Source organism: Shewanella atlantica (assembly GCF_003966265.1).
GTDB classification, from domain to species: Bacteria; Pseudomonadota; Gammaproteobacteria; order Enterobacterales; family Shewanellaceae; genus Shewanella; species Shewanella atlantica.
In genome coordinates, this window is sequence record NZ_RXNV01000018.1 from 14,635 (window position 1) to 32,212 (window position 17,578).

17 protein-coding genes are annotated in these 17,578 nt (G+C 47.3%); 8 read left to right on the forward strand and 9 right to left on the reverse strand.

The annotated features are described in order from the left end of the window. Positions 1-85: 85 nt before the first annotated feature. Positions 86-787 (reverse strand): histidine utilization transcriptional repressor HutC, encoded by a 702-nt coding sequence (hutC, locus tag EKG39_RS20975; RefSeq protein ID WP_126507961.1) that lies wholly within the window; start codon positions 785-787, stop codon positions 86-88. 195 nt (positions 788-982) lie between these two features. On the opposite strand from hutC, the gene hutI reads away from it, so the two are divergent. After that, positions 983-2,209 carry an imidazolonepropionase gene (hutI, locus tag EKG39_RS20980; protein WP_126507962.1) on the forward strand — a complete coding sequence of 409 codons (1,227 nt, stop codon included), beginning with the start codon at positions 983-985 and terminating at the stop codon, positions 2,207-2,209. A gap of 446 nt (positions 2,210-2,655) precedes the next feature. Here the strand turns inward: hutI and EKG39_RS20985 are convergent, their stop codons facing one another. From EKG39_RS20985 to EKG39_RS21000, 4 genes are all read right to left on the reverse strand, one after another. Further along, positions 2,656-2,997 (reverse strand): hypothetical protein, encoded by a 342-nt coding sequence (locus EKG39_RS20985; protein ID WP_126507963.1) that lies wholly within the window; start codon positions 2,995-2,997, stop codon positions 2,656-2,658. A 92-nt stretch (positions 2,998-3,089) separates the two neighbouring features. Then, positions 3,090-3,638 (reverse strand): porin family protein, encoded by a 549-nt coding sequence (locus tag EKG39_RS20990; RefSeq protein WP_126507964.1) that lies wholly within the window; start codon positions 3,636-3,638, stop codon positions 3,090-3,092. 227 nt (positions 3,639-3,865) lie between these two features. Beyond that, entirely contained in the window at positions 3,866-5,059 is a 1,194-nt protein-coding gene (locus tag EKG39_RS20995; RefSeq protein WP_126507965.1) for an alpha/beta hydrolase-fold protein, read from the reverse strand. Positions 5,060-5,298: 239 nt separating this feature from the next. Next, positions 5,299-6,099: a tetratricopeptide repeat protein gene (locus EKG39_RS21000; protein WP_126507966.1), complete on the reverse strand. Its 801-nt coding sequence runs from the start codon at positions 6,097-6,099 to the stop codon at positions 5,299-5,301. A 248-nt stretch (positions 6,100-6,347) separates the two neighbouring features. Here EKG39_RS21000 and mtnC point away from each other — a divergent pair, with 248 nt between their 5' ends. Continuing rightward, complete coding sequence (gene mtnC / locus EKG39_RS21005; RefSeq protein ID WP_126507967.1) at positions 6,348-7,025, forward strand: acireductone synthase; 678 nt, start codon at positions 6,348-6,350, stop codon at positions 7,023-7,025. Between the two features lie 137 nt (positions 7,026-7,162). Here mtnC and EKG39_RS21010 read toward each other — a convergent pair whose 3' ends face one another. Further along, positions 7,163-7,918 carry a DUF4344 domain-containing metallopeptidase gene (locus EKG39_RS21010; RefSeq protein WP_126507968.1) on the reverse strand — a complete coding sequence of 252 codons (756 nt, stop codon included), beginning with the start codon at positions 7,916-7,918 and terminating at the stop codon, positions 7,163-7,165. A 118-nt stretch (positions 7,919-8,036) separates the two neighbouring features. Here EKG39_RS21010 and EKG39_RS21015 point away from each other — a divergent pair, with 118 nt between their 5' ends. Continuing rightward, positions 8,037-8,471: an acyl-CoA thioesterase gene (locus EKG39_RS21015; protein ID WP_126507969.1), complete on the forward strand. Its 435-nt coding sequence runs from the start codon at positions 8,037-8,039 to the stop codon at positions 8,469-8,471. 24 nt (positions 8,472-8,495) lie between these two features. Then, positions 8,496-8,753, forward strand: a complete 258-nt coding sequence (locus tag EKG39_RS21020; protein WP_126507970.1) for a GNAT family N-acetyltransferase — start codon at positions 8,496-8,498, stop codon at positions 8,751-8,753. Positions 8,754-8,799: 46 nt separating this feature from the next. Here the strand turns inward: EKG39_RS21020 and EKG39_RS21025 are convergent, their stop codons facing one another. Both EKG39_RS21025 and EKG39_RS21030 read right to left on the reverse strand, forming a co-directional pair. Next, positions 8,800-9,204 carry an acyl-CoA thioesterase gene (locus EKG39_RS21025; protein ID WP_126507971.1) on the reverse strand — a complete coding sequence of 135 codons (405 nt, stop codon included), beginning with the start codon at positions 9,202-9,204 and terminating at the stop codon, positions 8,800-8,802. Between the two features lie 203 nt (positions 9,205-9,407). Beyond that, positions 9,408-11,204: an AMP-dependent synthetase/ligase gene (locus tag EKG39_RS21030; protein WP_126507972.1), complete on the reverse strand. Its 1,797-nt coding sequence runs from the start codon at positions 11,202-11,204 to the stop codon at positions 9,408-9,410. Between the two features lie 550 nt (positions 11,205-11,754). Here EKG39_RS21030 and EKG39_RS21035 point away from each other — a divergent pair. The 4 genes from EKG39_RS21035 to EKG39_RS21050 all read left to right on the forward strand — a co-directional run bounded on the left by EKG39_RS21035 (position 11,755) and on the right by EKG39_RS21050 (position 15,557). After that, positions 11,755-13,320 carry an alpha/beta hydrolase gene (locus EKG39_RS21035; protein WP_246028586.1) on the forward strand — a complete coding sequence of 522 codons (1,566 nt, stop codon included), beginning with the start codon at positions 11,755-11,757 and terminating at the stop codon, positions 13,318-13,320. Then, complete coding sequence (locus tag EKG39_RS21040) at positions 13,313-14,047, forward strand: ABC transporter ATP-binding protein (RefSeq protein ID WP_126507974.1); 735 nt, start codon at positions 13,313-13,315, stop codon at positions 14,045-14,047. The genes EKG39_RS21035 and EKG39_RS21040 overlap by 8 nt, the downstream gene beginning before the upstream one ends. A gap of 76 nt (positions 14,048-14,123) precedes the next feature. Continuing rightward, positions 14,124-15,272 carry an ABC transporter permease gene (locus EKG39_RS21045; RefSeq protein WP_126507975.1) on the forward strand — a complete coding sequence of 383 codons (1,149 nt, stop codon included), beginning with the start codon at positions 14,124-14,126 and terminating at the stop codon, positions 15,270-15,272. Positions 15,273-15,305: 33 nt separating this feature from the next. Next, positions 15,306-15,557 carry a superinfection immunity protein gene (locus EKG39_RS21050; protein ID WP_126507976.1) on the forward strand — a complete coding sequence of 84 codons (252 nt, stop codon included), beginning with the start codon at positions 15,306-15,308 and terminating at the stop codon, positions 15,555-15,557. A gap of 101 nt (positions 15,558-15,658) precedes the next feature. Here EKG39_RS21050 and EKG39_RS21055 read toward each other — a convergent pair whose 3' ends face one another. Then, on the reverse strand, positions 15,659-17,317 hold the full coding sequence (locus tag EKG39_RS21055; protein WP_126507977.1) for a methyl-accepting chemotaxis protein: 1,659 nt from the start codon (positions 17,315-17,317) through the stop codon (positions 15,659-15,661). Positions 17,318-17,578: the final 261 nt, after the last annotated feature.

The following is a 17,578-nucleotide window of genomic DNA, read 5'->3' on the forward strand; positions in this document are numbered from 1 at the left end:
GAGAGGCGTATTGCTGTTATTTTTATTGCTTTACTTGTGTTGCTTGAATGGCTCAGAAATGAAACCAAGCCATCGATATATATTTTTAGAAAGTCAGATGACCACCTAGTCGGAATCGAGTCCCCGGATGGATCAGCCTGGCGTAACTTACTACGCCCTTTCGCGACCAGGTACGACGAATTATCTGTAAACAGGGCTCGCTCGACTCTATCGCTAAATGCTCTTGATTGTGTTCGTTGGCCACCACGGCTTCTAAGGTATGACGCGCCTCGGTAAGGGGGGCAACCTGTGACAAATATTCGTGGGGAGTCTGTAGCGTGAAGTCTTGCTGCAGGTAATCCGGTACCAGTTTGGGGTTAACGAAACGCTCTTCCAGCTGCAGAGGTATGCCCTGCTCGCAATGTACCAGTACCGAGTAAAAAACCGGACTTCCCGTCTCCAGTCCTAAGGCGATGGCTATCGGTGCTGTCGCTTCGGTTTGAGTCAGCTCAAGTTGTTTAACGCTGTAGCCATGGCCCCTGTCTTTAATTTCATCGGCAATGTTACGAATAGCCATCATAGAGGACTGAGATTTAAGCTCGGCGACGAAGGTGCCCAAGCCTTGAGAGCGCTCTAACACACCATCATCGGTCAACTCCGTTAATGCACGGCGCGCCGTCATTCGGCTGCACTCAAACAGTTCTGCCATCTGGTTTTCTGAAGGAACACGGCTATGCTCCTCCCACTCACCGGATTCGATGCGGGCTAAAATATACTGCTTTATCTCTGCAAACTTGGGCGTTGCCATACCAATCCTTTGCTCTTTCTTTTGCGGTATCAGGAGCTAGGTTCTAGAATCTAGAAACCTCTCTTTGGCCAATAACGCTTTTCAAACGATGAAAATTACCGCTATAATCCTAGCTTGTATATACAAGTAAATACAAGTTGGATCACAACTTTTATTTCCGAACGAACATGAACACGTTAAGAGTGAGGGAAAAATATGTCTTGGGATCAGGTCTGGATTGACGTCAACGTAGCGACTATGTCTCCTTCTGTATCAGCGCCTTACGGAGCGATAACCGATGCAGCCGTTGCGGTAAAAGCGGGCCGGATTGCCTGGATTGGCCCGCGCTGCGAACTCCCCGAATTCGATGTTCTGTCAACGCCGGTTTACAGAGGAAAAGGCGCCTGGATCACACCGGGACTCATCGACGCTCATACCCATTTAGTGTTCGCAGGTAACCGGGCAAACGAGTTTGAGCTTCGCCTGCAAGGCGCGAGTTACGAAGAGATTGCCCGCAGCGGTGGTGGCATCATATCTACCGTAAAAGCCTGCCGTGAAGCCAGCGAAGGCGAACTTTTTGAGCTGGGCCGAAAACGTCTCAACGCCCTGGCGAAAGAAGGTGTCACCACGGTCGAGATCAAATCAGGTTATGGTTTGGAAACAGAGACTGAACTCAAACTGCTGCGCGTCGCCCGCGAGCTGGGCAAACATCATCACGTCGATGTGAAAACCACCTTCTTAGGTGCCCATGCCATCCCGCCAGAGTACAAAGATGATGCCGAAGGCTATGTCGACTTAGTCATAAACGAGATGCTACCCGCCGTTATCGAGGAAAACCTTGCCGATGCGGCCGATGTCTTCTGTGAAAATATCGCCTTCAGTGTCGAACAGACCGAGCGGGTACTCACTGCGGCGAAAGATGCCGGACTAGATATTAAGCTTCACGCGGAGCAACTCTCTAACCTGGGAGGATCGGCTATGGCCGCCGGGATCGGTGCCAAGTCGGTGGATCATATCGAATACCTCGACGAGGCCGGAGTAAAAGCCCTGAGTCAAAGTGGCACCTGCGCCACCCTGCTCCCCGGTGCCTTCTACTTCCTGCGTGAAACTCAGATGCCACCGATTGAGCTGCTGCGTAAACATAAGGTACCCATGGTTCTGGCCAGTGACTACAACCCGGGCTCGTCGCCACTCTGCTCGAGTCTGTTGATGCTCAACATGGGTTGCACCCTGTTTCGCCTGACGCCAGAGGAGGCGCTTGCGGGTATGACGCGCAATGCCGCCAAGGCGCTGGGAATTGAGGATAATGTCGGCGTATTAGCCGAAGGGATGCAGGCAGACTTCTGTTTGTGGGATATTACGACACCAGCTCAGCTTTCCTACTCATATGGCGTAGGTGTGTGCCTTGAGGTAGTGAAGGCAGGACAGTTGGTCCATCAGTAACTCTCTCTATCAGAAGCAGGTAGCCTGAGCGATGAGGCTGACTCATCGTTATTTATCGTAACCCTCAAGGGTGTTTATATTTAGCAGGCTTGATTGATAACCATGGCTTCATGGTTATCAATCGCCTCCCGGCGGGGGATGTGCAGGTACTTCTGTGCCACGGTGAGTGAAGCGAAGCTTCGTGTTACGAACGAGAAGCATGGATGCTGAACTGGCTTTTAGATAAGGATATCGTTGTGAGCACAATCCCTGTAGGCTCTACGACAGCATCCTTGCTGTCAAAGGTCGCAGCCGTATTTACACTGAGTTATCTATCTCTTCGATTGAGCTTCGTTGCTTAGTATTTAGAAATCTAGTGATTTGCTAGGTAGATGAACCAAATGCTGTCGGCGAGGTGGAGCTGAAGATGTTATTCCAGCCTTGTTGTACCTGGATTCAGTCCCTTATTAAGTGCTTTCATTCTTGTTAAATTGGTAGATCAGCTCTCTTATTTTCTGCACTTTGAGCTCTGTTAGCACGACACCAAGTAAACCAACGACAGTAAATGAAATTATCATCGCACTACCATAATGATTTGAATGTTCATGAATACTCAACCCCATAAACAGCATCAGTCCGTACAGTAATGCCTTTCTCATTTCACTGGTATTAACGACAAGTAATCCAGTGGGTATATCTTTCTCGATTACGACTTCGTTAGATATCCCACCGAGTTTTACCTTTAGTTTTCCACTCTCTTCTGAGACTCGATAACCTCGACATGAGATTAGTCTTTTCAGCTCATCCATTCCTGCTAACTCCTTAAGCTGTACTGACTACTGAGGCCATGCCTCTTATCCAAAGCAGTGACCTCACAAAGTTGCTTCAAGCTGGCAGAGCGTCAGAATCTATAATGCAACCCGACGCCAAATTGTTTCAGGCTGATATCGGCGTAATAATTATCCAGCTCGCTGTATTCCGGCTCTGTTTCACTCATCTCATAAGACACTCGTAACGCCAGAGACTCTGTCAGGGTCACATCCACACCGGCGCCAAACAGCCAACCTGTGCCGCGATAGTCGTCGTCAACACCGTCATCGTTGCTGTAAGTCTTGTTGACTACCAAACCCGCCTTCATATAGCCAGTGACGCTGTCGGTAAAGGCGTGTCGAATCACGGGGGAGATGGTCACCGCCGCTATCCTCAAGTCCATCTCATCGACAAAACTATCGGTCATAAAAAAGCTTGCCTCAATGCCAAAGCTTTCATTGAAGTTGTAACCACCATAGACGCCGCCCCCTATGGCAGACTCATCTAAGGTACCAATATTGTCTTCTACACTGGTGTGATTAACTTGACCACCCAGGTAAAAACCCAGATCGTCGGCGGCAAAAGCAGGTGTCGACGCAGCCAGTAACATGCCTGCGGTTAACAGAGAATTGAGTTTCATTGCTGTCCCTATATTTGTGTTTACTGCATCCATAAATTAATAACAGTAAAAGTCCTTAAAAATCGGTGATATATTAACCTGTTACTAGCGCAAAGACAAAATGTCTGCTCTAACATTTATCCTGAAAGTACTGTCAGGCTAAATGGTAGAGGGAGTGAGGCTTTTAAAAAGAGATAAACGGGTTTTAGGGGAGAGCTGACTCCCCTATTCGGCTCAGGCAAAGCAATTTAAAGCCGTTTTTTAGCCTCAAATGCGGCCAGGCTCTCAGAATATTTCTTAGTCCAGAACGGATGTTTGGTGTTATCCAATGCCAGTTGCTCATGTTTGATGGCCTGCTCGAACTCACCCACCTCGGCATAGGCACCGGCCAATGCATCGTGAGCCGTGTGAGAATCGGGCGCCGCCTTCACCGCGAGCTTATAGATGGCTAAGCCTTGCTTTACAGCCTGTTCACCGTCCTTAGCTGTTTCTGCCTGCGCTAAAGCTATCAGGGAGTCGGTGGCGGGGACCTCGAAGCCATACTTCTCCTCAGACAGATAACGGTAGTGTGCCAGTATCGCCTGCGCGCCCTGGCTTGAGATCTCGGAATCTGGTTTTAGTACTTGATGGATATCATTGAACAATAGCTCGATGCCATAGGCGGTTGCCAGAATAGGCTGAGTCATATAGTAAGTGCCATCGAAGCGCTTAATACGGTAATCAAGCACCTCTGTAGCATTGGCCTTTATGATTGATTCCATCTCGGCAAAGCTTGCCAGCTGTCGCTTCTCGAAGCCGCTGTCACTGGTGCTCATCAGCAGAAACCTAGGCTTGCCTTTCATACCAGCCAGTTTCTTGGGGGCATCCTTGATGACGTAGGCAAAATCTTTGCTCAGTACAGGGCTGGCGGCGAAATAGGCATTAAACATATCGGGACGATTAAGTAAGGTGTAGAGGCTTAATCCCGCATTACCGGTGAAACCATTGAGAATACGAAATCCATTGGTCCGGTACTTGTTATCAATTGCCGGGAGCAGCTCTTGCCCCATAAAGTCCAGCAGCAGCTCATTGCCCTGCTCTTCGATGGCTTGCTCTTTTAACTTACCCAGTCCTTTGTGGCCATCGGGCGCGGTCACGATAATAGTTTCGAGCCAGGGCCAGTCACCGTTATGGCTCATCCAGTCATGCATACCGCTAAGGTAAGCCTGGCTTCGCGGATGAAAGTCCAACAGCACCACGTATTCTTTGTCACTGCTCTTGCTGTAACTGGGTGGCAAGGTAACGATAAATTCGGCAGGCACTTTAAGCAGCTTAGATGGGACGAGCAGTTTCTCCACCTTACTCAAGTGGGTGAGCTCCCGGTCATCCTGAGCGTAGAGGTTAAAACTGAACACCAAGCCTGCTATAGACGAAGCAATAAGATAAAAGGTATTTCTGAGCATGGGCCTTCCCTGTATTAATTTGATAACCGCTTTCTTATCTGAAAACCTTTAACAAACCTACAACATGCACAAAATGATTACAAACCGGCAAGTGAAGCGCTGATTTCAAGCAATCTCAATTCACGACTATTGCGCCTGAAAATATAAGAGGCTGACACAAGGTGTCAGCCTCTTATCACATTGAAAAAGCCCCTCACAGCAAGCTTTTGATGACCCTGGTGTTGGTGCAGCGCACTTTACTACCAGGTCGACATCAGAAACTCTCGAATTCGCTCACTATCGGATTCGGTGTTACAAGATATCATCTCTGAACAGGTTCGCCCTCTTAACATGGTTCCCGTCGTCCCTCGGGCATCCGGGGTCCCCCCCCTCAGCATAGTGATATGATAGGTGAGCACCTCCTCCATCGATGGAGCGCTCACCTCAATGACCTCCATCTCGCCAACGGGGGCTGGTTGCGAAACGGAAAGCTTGGTTGGGGCGGAATTCTTATCTTTGTGATCTAACTTTATCAGGCTGATATTAGCTAACACATTGATGGTGTCCTTATGGCCATGTTCGAATGACTTGGACAGGTACTCCTTCGCTTTGACTCGATCTGTCTCTATCAGCTCCCCCTCTAAATAGATCAAGCCGAGCAGATGTGTTGCTTCATCGAGCCCCTCTCTGTCTGCGGCTCTCAGGTACCTCATCGCTTTATCAATATCCTGATTTTCACTCTCCTGCAGGTAGATGATGGCGGCCTTATACTGGGCAAATGGGTTGCCATACTTTGCGGAGCGCCGATACCACTTGGTTGCTAAGCGCATATCAACTTCAGTGCCGTAACCGTTTCGGTAAAGCTCGGCCAGGGTATACATTGCATCGGAGTGGCCATAACGGGCTAATGTTTTGTACTCCTGAAATGTCTTGCTGCAATCAGAGGTATCACATGGAATGATTTGAGCTGACAAGGATTGAACCGCCGGCTTAGCCAATGCGGCTCCACTGCACAGCAGTACTAGCAATCCTAATGTATAAGTTGAAATGCTTCCTTTCATAATTGTTACCCCTTTCCGTTGAAGTAATAAACAATTTAGCAGTATGGTATTTGTTTGTATTTTAGTCAATTCAACTAAGGTGCACTATATAGGGTGGTGTTCGTATCAATTGCAGCATCAATATCCGCCAAATCTAACTGGAACGAAGATGATAATTAACTAGCCAAATTATGCGTTTCAGCATAGGATCTGAATTGAAATTTTGCAGATGCATTTTTAGCCAAGATATTGTGGAGTAAGCAGACATTATGGGTATCAGAGCCATAGTTGTAGATACAGCAGGTACGACAACCGACCTTAGCTTTATTAAGGACACACTTTTTCCTTATTCAGCCAAAGCCTTACCCGACTTTCTTAAAGAAAATGAACACAATGTGTTGGTAGAAAACTGCATCTGTGACGTGAGAGATATCGCGTTAGAGCCAGAAGCTTCACTGGAGCGGGTCATAGAGATCCTGCAACAATGGGTTGCCGAAGACCGTAAATCGACACCACTTAAGACCCTGCAGGGCCTTATCTGGAAGCAAGGTTATGCCAAGGGTGAATTTACCGGACATATTTTCCCTGATTTTATCGACGCTATCGAAGGTATCAAGCAACAAAATATGCGCCTCTATAGTTTCTCATCAGGGTCGGCCGAAGCGCAAAAGCTACTTTTCAGTCATAGTGATGCTGGTGACCTGACATCTAAGTTCGACGGTCACTTCGACACCCGTACCGGCAATAAGCTGTTTAAGCAGGCTTACTGCAACATCATCAACACCATCAGCTTAGCGCCTAAGCAGGTGCTGTTTATTTCGGATGTCGTCGAAGAGCTTAAAGCCGCAGAGGAAGCTGGCATGCGCACCATGCAGATGGTTCGGGAAGAGGGCCAGCGTACCGGCAGCTTTAAGCAGATCTCCAGCTTCGCCGAGCTCACTCTCTAAGATTTTTCATATTAAATAAGCTAAAGGCACTCCATGAGAGTGCCTTTTTTGTGTCTGGAACACTTATGAAGATTTGCCATGGATGGTATTAAATCTTCGTTGTGTCTGGACTTCTTGTAATAGAGAGTTATGAAGATTTACTTGATGCGATACAGCTCTTTTAGCCTGTCCCAGTTTTCCGCTTGACGAAGATACTCCTCCTCGCAGTAGCTATCTCTCTCCATCTCCAGCTGTGCTTTCGAGATTATCTCCCGGTTCTTTTCAGGATCACTGCCATAGATAAGACATAGCGTCGCAAAGTAGCGCTGTGCATCTAAGCTGTGTTCGTCCCAAAAATGATCGTCATCGAAATTATCAATATCTTCATCCTCGAGAGCGAAGAGATCGGCGGCGCTCAGGGCTATCTCATCGCCTTCATCAAAAGAGTTAAGCAGGAGAAGCGTGGCCAGAGAATCGACGGCGTCCTCCTCCTTGCCAAGTACTATCACCTGGTTGCTATAGATAAAAGCATGCCCATATTCATGGGCCAGAGTATGCATAAGTGCATCTTGCGTCGCTTCTACTGCTGTTACACCGGTTTGCTGATAGTTGTCCCCTTCGAAGCGTTTAAGCACCTCGGTGATAAACTGGTAGGGTATCAGTATCTGCACCTTCCCGGGATCGAACAGGGGCCCCTCTTCTGCACCAAACTGAATCGTTAACTTCTGCTTAATAGGAAGCTGCTCATCGAACAGTATCTGCATCTGCTCAGAAACGGACTCGACTATGACCCGAGCTTGCTTATCTTCAAGATTCTCGGCTGGAAGAAATTGCAGCTGAGTGAGGGCAGCCACTTCACAGGAAAAACAAGCCGGAACAAGCACCAACATAGCGGCGAGGAGTATCTGTTTCATTTCAAATCTCGAATCTAATGTCTAATGTCTAATGTCTAAGGTCTATGAGCTTGTTGCTACTATGACATGCTGCTATGCTGAGTCACAAGTTAAACGACTGTTTGAATAAAGGCTGAAAATGGAACGTTTTATCAAGCAATACCCAATCTATACCGAGATACCGGTAGCCTGGGGTGAGATGGATGCACTGCAACACGTGAATAATGTTGTTTACTTCCGCTATTTCGAAACCGCCCGAATCGATTTTTTCAATCAAATAAACCTGCTCGATGAGCTTCAAAGTACTCAGATCGGTCCGGTGATAAGTGAAAATACGGCTCGCTACAAGCGTCCGGTCACCTTCCCTGACACCTTACTCGTCGGTGTATCCATCAGTGACATCAAGCAAGACCGCTTTATGATGCATTACAGTGTCTATAGTCAGGCACAACAAGCTGTAACGACCTTAGGCAGCTCGCAGGTGGTGATGTTTAATTTTAAAACCGGTAAGAAAGCAGAGCTGACACCCGCACTCCTCGATGCCCTCAAGTCCCATGAACTGGCGGATGCTTAATCCGGGGAAACAAAGAAAAAAGGCATGCTTATGAATACAAATGACATTGAGATCATTCACCTCATCGATGAACATGAATTTGTTATTAATGTAGGACAAGCACAAGCTAGCCTCTCCTATGAGCTTTTTGACGGCAGGGTTAACTTTACTCACACCTTCGTGCCCACAGAACTCAGGAATAAGGGCTTAGCCGAGAAGCTGGTTCGCCATGGGCTCAGCTGGGCCAATTCAGAAAAGTTTGTCATCGAGACAAGCTGCTGGTACGTGCAGAAATTTTTGTAATTTCAGCTTTTACCGCCCCCGCAGCCCATGATTGTAATAGATATTACTACTCGCCAGTTAGTGCCGAGAGCCGCTGCTTAATCTCCTCAGAAAGTGGCTGACTCTTATCTATGCCGTAATCGTAATGCACCATGGTCGTCTTGGTCTCTGAGGTTTGCTTACCCAGCTGCCAACTCTGTTGCGTCACTTCGAAGCTACTATTACCGACACGACTTATCCAGGTTTTGATGCTGACAGGGCTGCCATAGTTAGTCGGCGAGAGAAAAGCGATAGTAAATCCGGCAACGATAAGATCCCACTTGTCCAGATTAAGCGTAGGGTTAAATATCTCAAATATTGGCTTTCTTGCCGCCTCATTCCAAACGGGAATGATGGTGTTATTGATATGCCCTAATGCATCCGTTTCATTGAATCGGGGATGGATCTCTAAGCTAAAGAAAGTCTCTGACACGTCTGAATACCCTTATTGTTATTATTGATCTTCATTTTGGCTAAGACGTTAACCGAGAACCCGCCGGGATGCAATTTTTCGGCTATATATCAGGCCCTAGGCCCTAGGCCCTAGGTTCTAGCATAAACCCTCTCCTAGTACATCCATGTACAAAAAAGGGATGCTCAACATCCCTTTATTTCTCCAGCCTACAGAGCTAACAGTTATCTCGCGTACATCGCATTGATCTCACGGGCATACTTGTTATAGATCACCTTACGACGTAACTTCATCGTCGGAGTGATAAGACCCGCTTCCATTGAGAAAGCTTCGGGTAACAAGGTAAACTTCTTAATCTTCTCAAAACCAGCCAGATCTGCCTGCAGTGTCTTAAGACGATTATCGAAGTGTTCAACCACATGACTGTTACGCAACAGCTCCATTGGTGAGTCGTAGTGAATGCCCTTCTCTTTCGCCCATTCTTCTAGTGCTTCGAAGGCTGGAACAATCAGGGCGGTCACATAGTTTTTCGCATCGGCAACGATGGCAACCTGTTCGATGAAAGGACAGCAACCCACCTTACCTTCAACGCGCTGAGGAGCGATATACTTACCATTTGAGGTTTTCATCAACTCTTTGATTCTGTCTGTGATAAACAGGTTACCCTCTTCATCGATACGACCCGCATCGCCGGTTTTTAGCCAGCCATCTTCGAATGCTTCGGCGGTATCTTCAGGACGATTGTAATAACCACGCATCACAGTTTCACCGCGAACCATGATCTCATTATCTTTGCCTAACTTAATCTCCATATCCGGCAACGGCTTACCATTAGAGCCAGGCACTCGGTTAGATAGAGTATTACAGGTGATAGTCGCATTGGTTTCAGTCATACCGTAGCCACACAGTACGGGTACATCGATACTCTGGAAAAAGGCGCTGACGTTAGGGTCTAAAGCGGCACCACCACATGGCATAAACTTAAGGCGCCCGCCCAGTACCTGCTTGAGTTTGCTGAAGACCAGCTTGTCGGCCAGTTTCCACTGCAAGCTCAAACCTAGTGACGCTTTATGACGTCCCTGGCCAACTTCTGATTGACGGTGCCCGACAGACATCGCCCAGGTAAACATCTTCTGTCTTAGTTCCGGTGCTTTAATCACCTTATCCTGCACCGCACTATAGACCTTCTCCAGGAATCTGGGCACGACACATAGTGTATGGGGACGAACCTTGACGATGGCCTCTTTGACAGCCATAGGATCTTGCAGATAAACGTTCTGACCACCCCGGCTCAAAACATAGAAGCTCCAACCACGTTCAAATACATGGCTCAACGGCAGGAAGGCCAGGGAGACATCACCGGGAGTAAATGCCAGCACCTTGTCATGTTGGTAGACCATAGAGGCGATATTACGGTAATCCATCATCACACCTTTTGGATTACCCGTCGTTCCCGAGGTATAGATGAGTGTCAGAAGATCATCCAAACTGGCTTCATCTGTACGCTTTTCCAGTTCGGCGACAACTTCATCAGTATGAGTCTTGGTGAGAAGATCATCAAAGTAGATATGGTTCTCAAACTCCTGAAGGACAACACTTTTATCGAATACCACGATATGGGTTAAGCTCTCACAATGCTGAACCAGCTGACAGGCCATCTCATAATGTGCTTTATCGCCGGCAAATATCAGCTTAGCCCTTGCATCGTTCACAATATAGCTGGCTTGCTCAAAAGTACTCGTCGGGTAAATTGGCACGACGACGGCACGGCTCTTAAGACTACCAATATCGGCACAGGCCCACTGGGGACAGTTTTGTGACAAAATCACGGTGCGATCCTGAGCCTCAATGCCAAACTGAATCAAGGCCTGAGCAACCTTGGAGTTGATGCTATCGAATGAACTCCAACTCACCTGATCCCATGGGGCCTCCATTTCGAATCCTTCGAGCGCGATAGCTTCGCCAAGTTCCTGGCTCTGCTGCTTGATTAAACGTGTTAAATGATACTGCTCGAGTGACATAATTCAGGGCCTTTTAAGCGTACAGGTGTTCCTCTTTTTTGGTATTTTACGTTAATAAATACAAAAAAATAAGAGCAATTGCTCAAACTTTGTTAGGCCGCGCACAGTTTTACAGAAACTTAGCGACCAAGCTGGAACTTACACCTGTAACCTTACCCTTTGTTAACATATAGTTATAGAGGATAAAGTACGATTATTGAGACAATAAGCGGTTTCAACTGAATTTCACTTTCTGCGGTAATCCCCTCTAATTATCTACACCCTTCTCTACATAATGAGGCCACTTTCACTAAACTGGCGCTTTACCTACAATCATAGAATCATATATATCTATTGAAGTTCCCATATCGGACCTTCACAAACACTTGCAGTAAGCAGTTTCAAGGGTTAGCGGGGTAATTGACCGGGGTTGACATTTATGGCCTCTAACATTAGCCTTCGACAATATATTAACGTATTGATACACAATATATTTATCATTTACATGATAAATTTAAGAAAGGATTTAGGTCTCATGTTTCATGGAAAGGCGAACGAGTCGGAAATAAGCATGGCCGACATAATTACAACAACCTCACCTCTAAAGTTCCTTATCGGCATGATAATCATTAGCTTGTCGGCTCTAAGCCCCAGTGTCTTTGCCAAACAAGATTCAAAAATCGATGAGAGTAGAGTCAACCACTGCTATGTCGACGATCTGGCCGAGCGCCTGAAATGCGGTTTTATTAGCGTCCCGGAAGATCGCACTAAGCCAAACGGTAAGCAGATAGACATTCATTATGTTGTACTCCCTGCCATCAAGAACGGCGCAAACTCAGAAGCCTTTCTTGCCATTGCCGGAGGGCCGGGACAATCGGCCATAGATAATGCGGCAGGTTTCAGTCGTATGTTTAGTAAGGTGCGACAGAAGAGAGATATTTTACTCATAGATCAGCGCGGTACAGGTCGTTCGAATGTTCTCAATTGTGAAGGGGAAGGTTTTGAGGAGGCTCTGTCCATTAATGAAGCCGACTTCGATGTCACCAAAGAAACTCAGGCTTGTCTCGATAAACTCGATGCCGATGTAACCCAGTATGGCAGCCTGAATGCGTTGGAAGACTTCGAGTCTGTCCGCCAGCACCTTGGTTACCGGAAACTACACCTATACGGGATCTCTTACGGTACCCGTATGGCACAACTCTATATGCGCAAGTATCCACAGGTATTATCCACCGTCACCATAGATGGCGTGGTACCCATGCAGCAAAGTGTGCTCGCTATCGGCAATGCCATCAACAGGGCCTTCGAGCTACTCATTCAGAATTGTGATGAAAATGAGCTCTGCGGCAAACAGTTTCCGAACCTCAAAGGTGACCTGCATAAGGTAGATGCTGAGCTGACTTTGAAACCTGCAATCAGTCAGGTACGGGATCCGTTAACCGGTGAGTCCACCCAACTCACAATGACGCGTTCTAAGTTTATGGGCGCTATTCGAATGGCACTCTATATGCCAAACGTACGTGCGCTGATCCCCCACGCCATCAGCGAAGCGGCCAAAGGTAACTTCCAACCCGTTATGGGGCTCTATTCCCTCACAATAGATAGTACGGGCATAGCCATGGGCATGCACGCCTCCGTCGTATGTGGCGAAGATTGGCAGAGACTCACACAAGAGGAGAGAGATGCAGCTAATCAAACCTATTTCGGCCAGGAGATGATCACTAACTTCGAGAAGTCTTGTGCCATCTGGAATATGCCTGCTGTCGAATCCAGTTTCTCTGCACCGATTAGCAGTAATATCCCCACCCTGGCCCTGTCGGGACAGATAGATCCGGCGACACCACCTAGCTGGGGAGAGTTAGCCATGGAAGAGCTCACCAATGCGAAACATTTTATCGCGCCTTATGCCACCCATGGCGTGGCTAACCAATCTTGTGGTAACGACCTTATCGCCCAACTGGTCGATAGTGGTAGCGTGGAAGGGTTAGACAGGAGTTGTCTCGACAAAGATGTACGACGTAACTTTTATCTCAATGCCAGTACGGTCGAAGCCATACCGGATAAAGCCGATGCGCCAAAAGAAACGAAACAAGCGGATACTCGCCATACAGCAGAGCAAGGAGATAGTCATGATTAAGGTTGCTAACCTGTCTAAGCGTATCGGTGAGGTGCAAGCCCTGGATGACTTAAGCTTTATTGCTAAAGATGGCCAGATAACCGGCCTGCTTGGGCCCAATGGTGCAGGAAAAACCACCTGTTTAAGAACCGTTTTTGGATTACTGCAGGCCGACATGGGAAGTGCCGAGATCGATGGTATCGATGTGGCTAAATCTCCTATCGAAGCCAAACAGCAACTCGGCCTGTTCCCAGATCCGTTTGGGCTCTATGAACGACTTAGCCCGAGAGAATATGTCAGTTATTTTGCCGAACTCAATGGATTATCACGCGTCGATGCCAAAGCCGCCACGGCTAAAGTACTCAGCCAGCTCCATATGGATGACATTGCCGACCGACGCTGTAAAGGCTTCTCTCAAGGCCAGAGAATGAAAACGGCACTGGCACAGGCAATAGTCCACCAGCCAACCAACATAATTCTCGATGAGCCGACCCGAGGTTTAGATGTCATGAGTACCCGGGTACTCAGAGATCTGCTAAAAGAGTTAAAAGCACATGGACACTGCGTACTGTTCTCCAGCCATGTCATGCAGGAGGTCGCCGCCCTGTGCGATCAGGTTATTGTTATGGCCCAAGGTAAAGTGGTCGCAGTAGGCAGTCCGGATGAGCTTTGTGAGCAAACCGGAAAAGACTCACTCGAGGACGCCTTCATTCACTTGATCGGCACAGATGAGGGCATAGCTGCATGATAGCTCTTTCAGAAAGCACATCGGAATACGCGCTATTTTCATATCAACCAATCTGCGCGAGTAAAGGAATAGCAGCATGATAAGTAACATAATGACTATGGTCAGAAAAGAGCTAATCGATGCGGCAAGAGACAAGCGATCCGTTATGGCGGGCCTCTATTACGCAATCGGTACGCCTCTGTTGATGTGTGGCATGTTTATGCTGCTAATCGGGCAGATATCGAGCCCGGAAGATCTCAACATCAAGATTGAAAATGGGGAGCGGGCACCGGATCTGGTTAAATACCTATCCAGTCAGGGGATCACCCATGGCGACGAACAGGACAAGAGTCTTGATGTCAAAGATATTCGCTTAATCTTCAGCGATGATTATGCAGCACAGATGGCGAAGGGGTTAAGTGCCGAAGTGACGCTGGTCGCCGATAATTCAAATGAGAAGCTACAAAACTCAATAAGACGTCTGGAGAAGAACCTGCAGACCTACAGCGCCGAAATGGGCAGCTTAAGGCTCATTGCCAGAGGTATCGATCCCCGCGTGGTTCAACCCATTAAGGTCAATGTTGAAGATCAGGCGACGCCGGATTCTAAGGGGGGGGTGATCTTAGGCGTGGCGACGATGACCATGATCTATGCGGTATTTATCTCCGGCATGAACCTGGCCATCGATACCAGTGCCGGCGAACGTGAGCGTAACTCGTTGGCGCTGCTGCTAAGCCATCCGGTTTCCACACGCAATATTGTCTTAGCGAAGGTCTTGGCCGTCACTATCTTCGCCATGCTGGGACTCCTGTTAACCCTGATCATCTCTAAGCTCTCCTACTCCTTCGTTCCCTGGCAGGAACTGGGATTCACGGTTTCAATCAGCACTAACTTCATCCTGTTAATGCTCTTAATTGGACTTCCGATAGCTATCATGGCCGCCAGCCTACAGCTGTTTGTCTCGTTTATGGCTAAGACATTTAAAGAGGCGCAATCTTATCTGACCTTAGTGTTGATAGTGCCCATGATGCTTTCGATGGCCGCCAGCTACAACATAGCCCCGGACACCTTGCAGTGGTTACCCGTATCCGGCCAGCAGCAGGCTTTAATCGCCTTTATCAAGGGCAGAGAGATCCCTATGCTGCAGTTACTGCTCTCATCAATGACGACACTGGTTATCGCACTGGGACTGACATTTGCTATGGAGAAATCACTCAAGAGCGAGAAAATAGTTTTCGGCTTATAAACATAGTAATCGTAACTAAAGGAAGGAAGAGAAATGGAATTTATAGATAAAATTGTAGCCAGTGAAAATTATGCATTTATATCACTATTAATGCTTGTGGTAGTTGCCCTCTGGTTTCTTCCTGCAATATTGGCACTGATGTTTAACCGCAAGCACTTCAAGCTCATTCTATTGGCTTGTATTCCGGCCGGATTTTCATTGATTGCATGGGGTGGGGTGATGGTATGGGCGACTACGGGAAAGGTCGTCGAGAAATATTCGAATCGCACGAAATCTGAGGGTTAGAGATACCAGATAAAAGACGTCTATTGCAGGATTAATGAAAAATGCCACCTTTAAGCAAGGAGCTACAAGGTGGCGATAAATCAGTGGTATTAAGCAGGGCGTTAAATCTTAAACTGCTGCACCAGAAGTTCTAACTGCTTGGCCATTTCGGCCAACCTCTCACTCTCGCTGGAAGTCGCATTAGCGCCCTGTGCAGCCTCTTCTGCAGCATGGTTAATATTAACGATATTGGCATTGATCTCTTCAGATACCGCACTTTGCTCCTCGGCGGCCGTGGCTATCTGAGTATTCATATCGGTGATCTTACCTATAGACTGTGTGATCATCTGTAGGGCTTCACCCGCAGATTTAGCATTGCTGACACTATCATCGGCATACTTACGACTATCAGACATGACATTCACTGCGACCTTAGCCCCACCCTGTAACTTCTCAATCATCTTTTGAATCTCTTCGGTCGATGCTTGCGTCCTGCTTGCTAAAGTACGCACCTCGTCAGCCACAACGGCAAAGCCTCTACCCTGCTCACCCGCTCTCGCAGCCTCAATAGCTGCATTGAGTGCCAACAGGTTAGTCTGCTCGGCAATTCCTTTGATCACATCTAAAATGGAACCGATCTGATTACTGTCCTTTTCTAAGTCCAGTATCACCTCCGCCGCACTCTCAATTTCTGCAGCCAAACCAACGATCATATCCACGGTATTGGTTACAACATTCAGACCTTCTTTGGACTGGTTATCGGTTTCAACGGCGGCATCGGCGGCATCGTTAGCATTTTTTGCGACCTCCACAACCGTGGCTGTCATTTCATTCATCGCCGTTGCCACCATGTCCAGCTCATGTCGCTGCGTTTGCACAGAAGTGGCAGTCTCTGAAGTTACCTGAGCCATGCCCTGGGCAGACTCAGCAAGCTGCTGTGAAGTGTCTGAGACACTATTAATACTGGCTTGAAACTTATCGAGCATAAGGTTAAATGAGAGAGAAAGCTCTCCGAGTTCATCTTTTGAATTGCATTCGATACGTTGGGTAAGATCTGAGTTTTTTTCTATATTATTTACAGATTGATTTAGTGTCTTAACTGAGCTCAAAATCATGCGAGCAACAAGGAATAAAATCACGCCACCCAGAAAGAATGAAATAAGGGTAATGGCGATTAACTCTTGTTTCATATCTGCCATAGAGGTAAGCGCGACCTCCTGGGTATCACTCCTTGCACTCTCTTCGGCCTGAGCTAACGCTTTAAAGCTCGCTCTCGCCTTATTCGCATATGGAGATGCGCCTTTACGATAAGAGGCCCAGGCAGCCTGTAACACATCGGGAGTACGCTCGATCAATCTCAGCTTAGACATGCGCTGACGTCCATCTTCAAGAAAGGCTTTAGTCGCTTGCTTTGAATTTGAGGCCAGCTGTCTCAGGTTGGCTTTTACATCTGGTTCGCTGATTAGACTTAATGAAGATTCGAGTCCTTCAAAATGGCGGTCTATATCTGCAATACGGGTTTCCAATAAGCCGAAGTTTTTCTCGAAATCATCGCCGAGCATGATACTTCTGGATAAACGCGAACAGTAGTTCATATCACGGCTGATCGACAGCATATATTTCTGACTGCTCACCCCGGCTTGGTCATACTCATTAAATTTGTCTTCTACAAATCCGGTATTAATAATGACATTCACGAGTATCACCAAACCCGCTAAACCGAAAACAACCATGACAGCAGTGAGCTTCTGCTTAATGCTCCATGAAGATAAAAAATCCATCCAATTCCACCATTAAACCAATTATGACTAACAACAAGTCTAGTTAACTTACTGGCGAAGGAGAATAAAACAGTTAAAAAAATGTTACTAACACCTGCGAGGGGATAACGTCTAAAAGTTTGTGAAAAGTTATAAAAAAGGGCCGAAAATGTATCTAAAGAGCCAAGTGAGATGAATCTTTAAGCAGATACTGTAGATGTAAGCTTGGAGCTGATGAGTTAAAAAAGAAAAAGCCCAAATAGCACTTGGTTGTTTCCATCT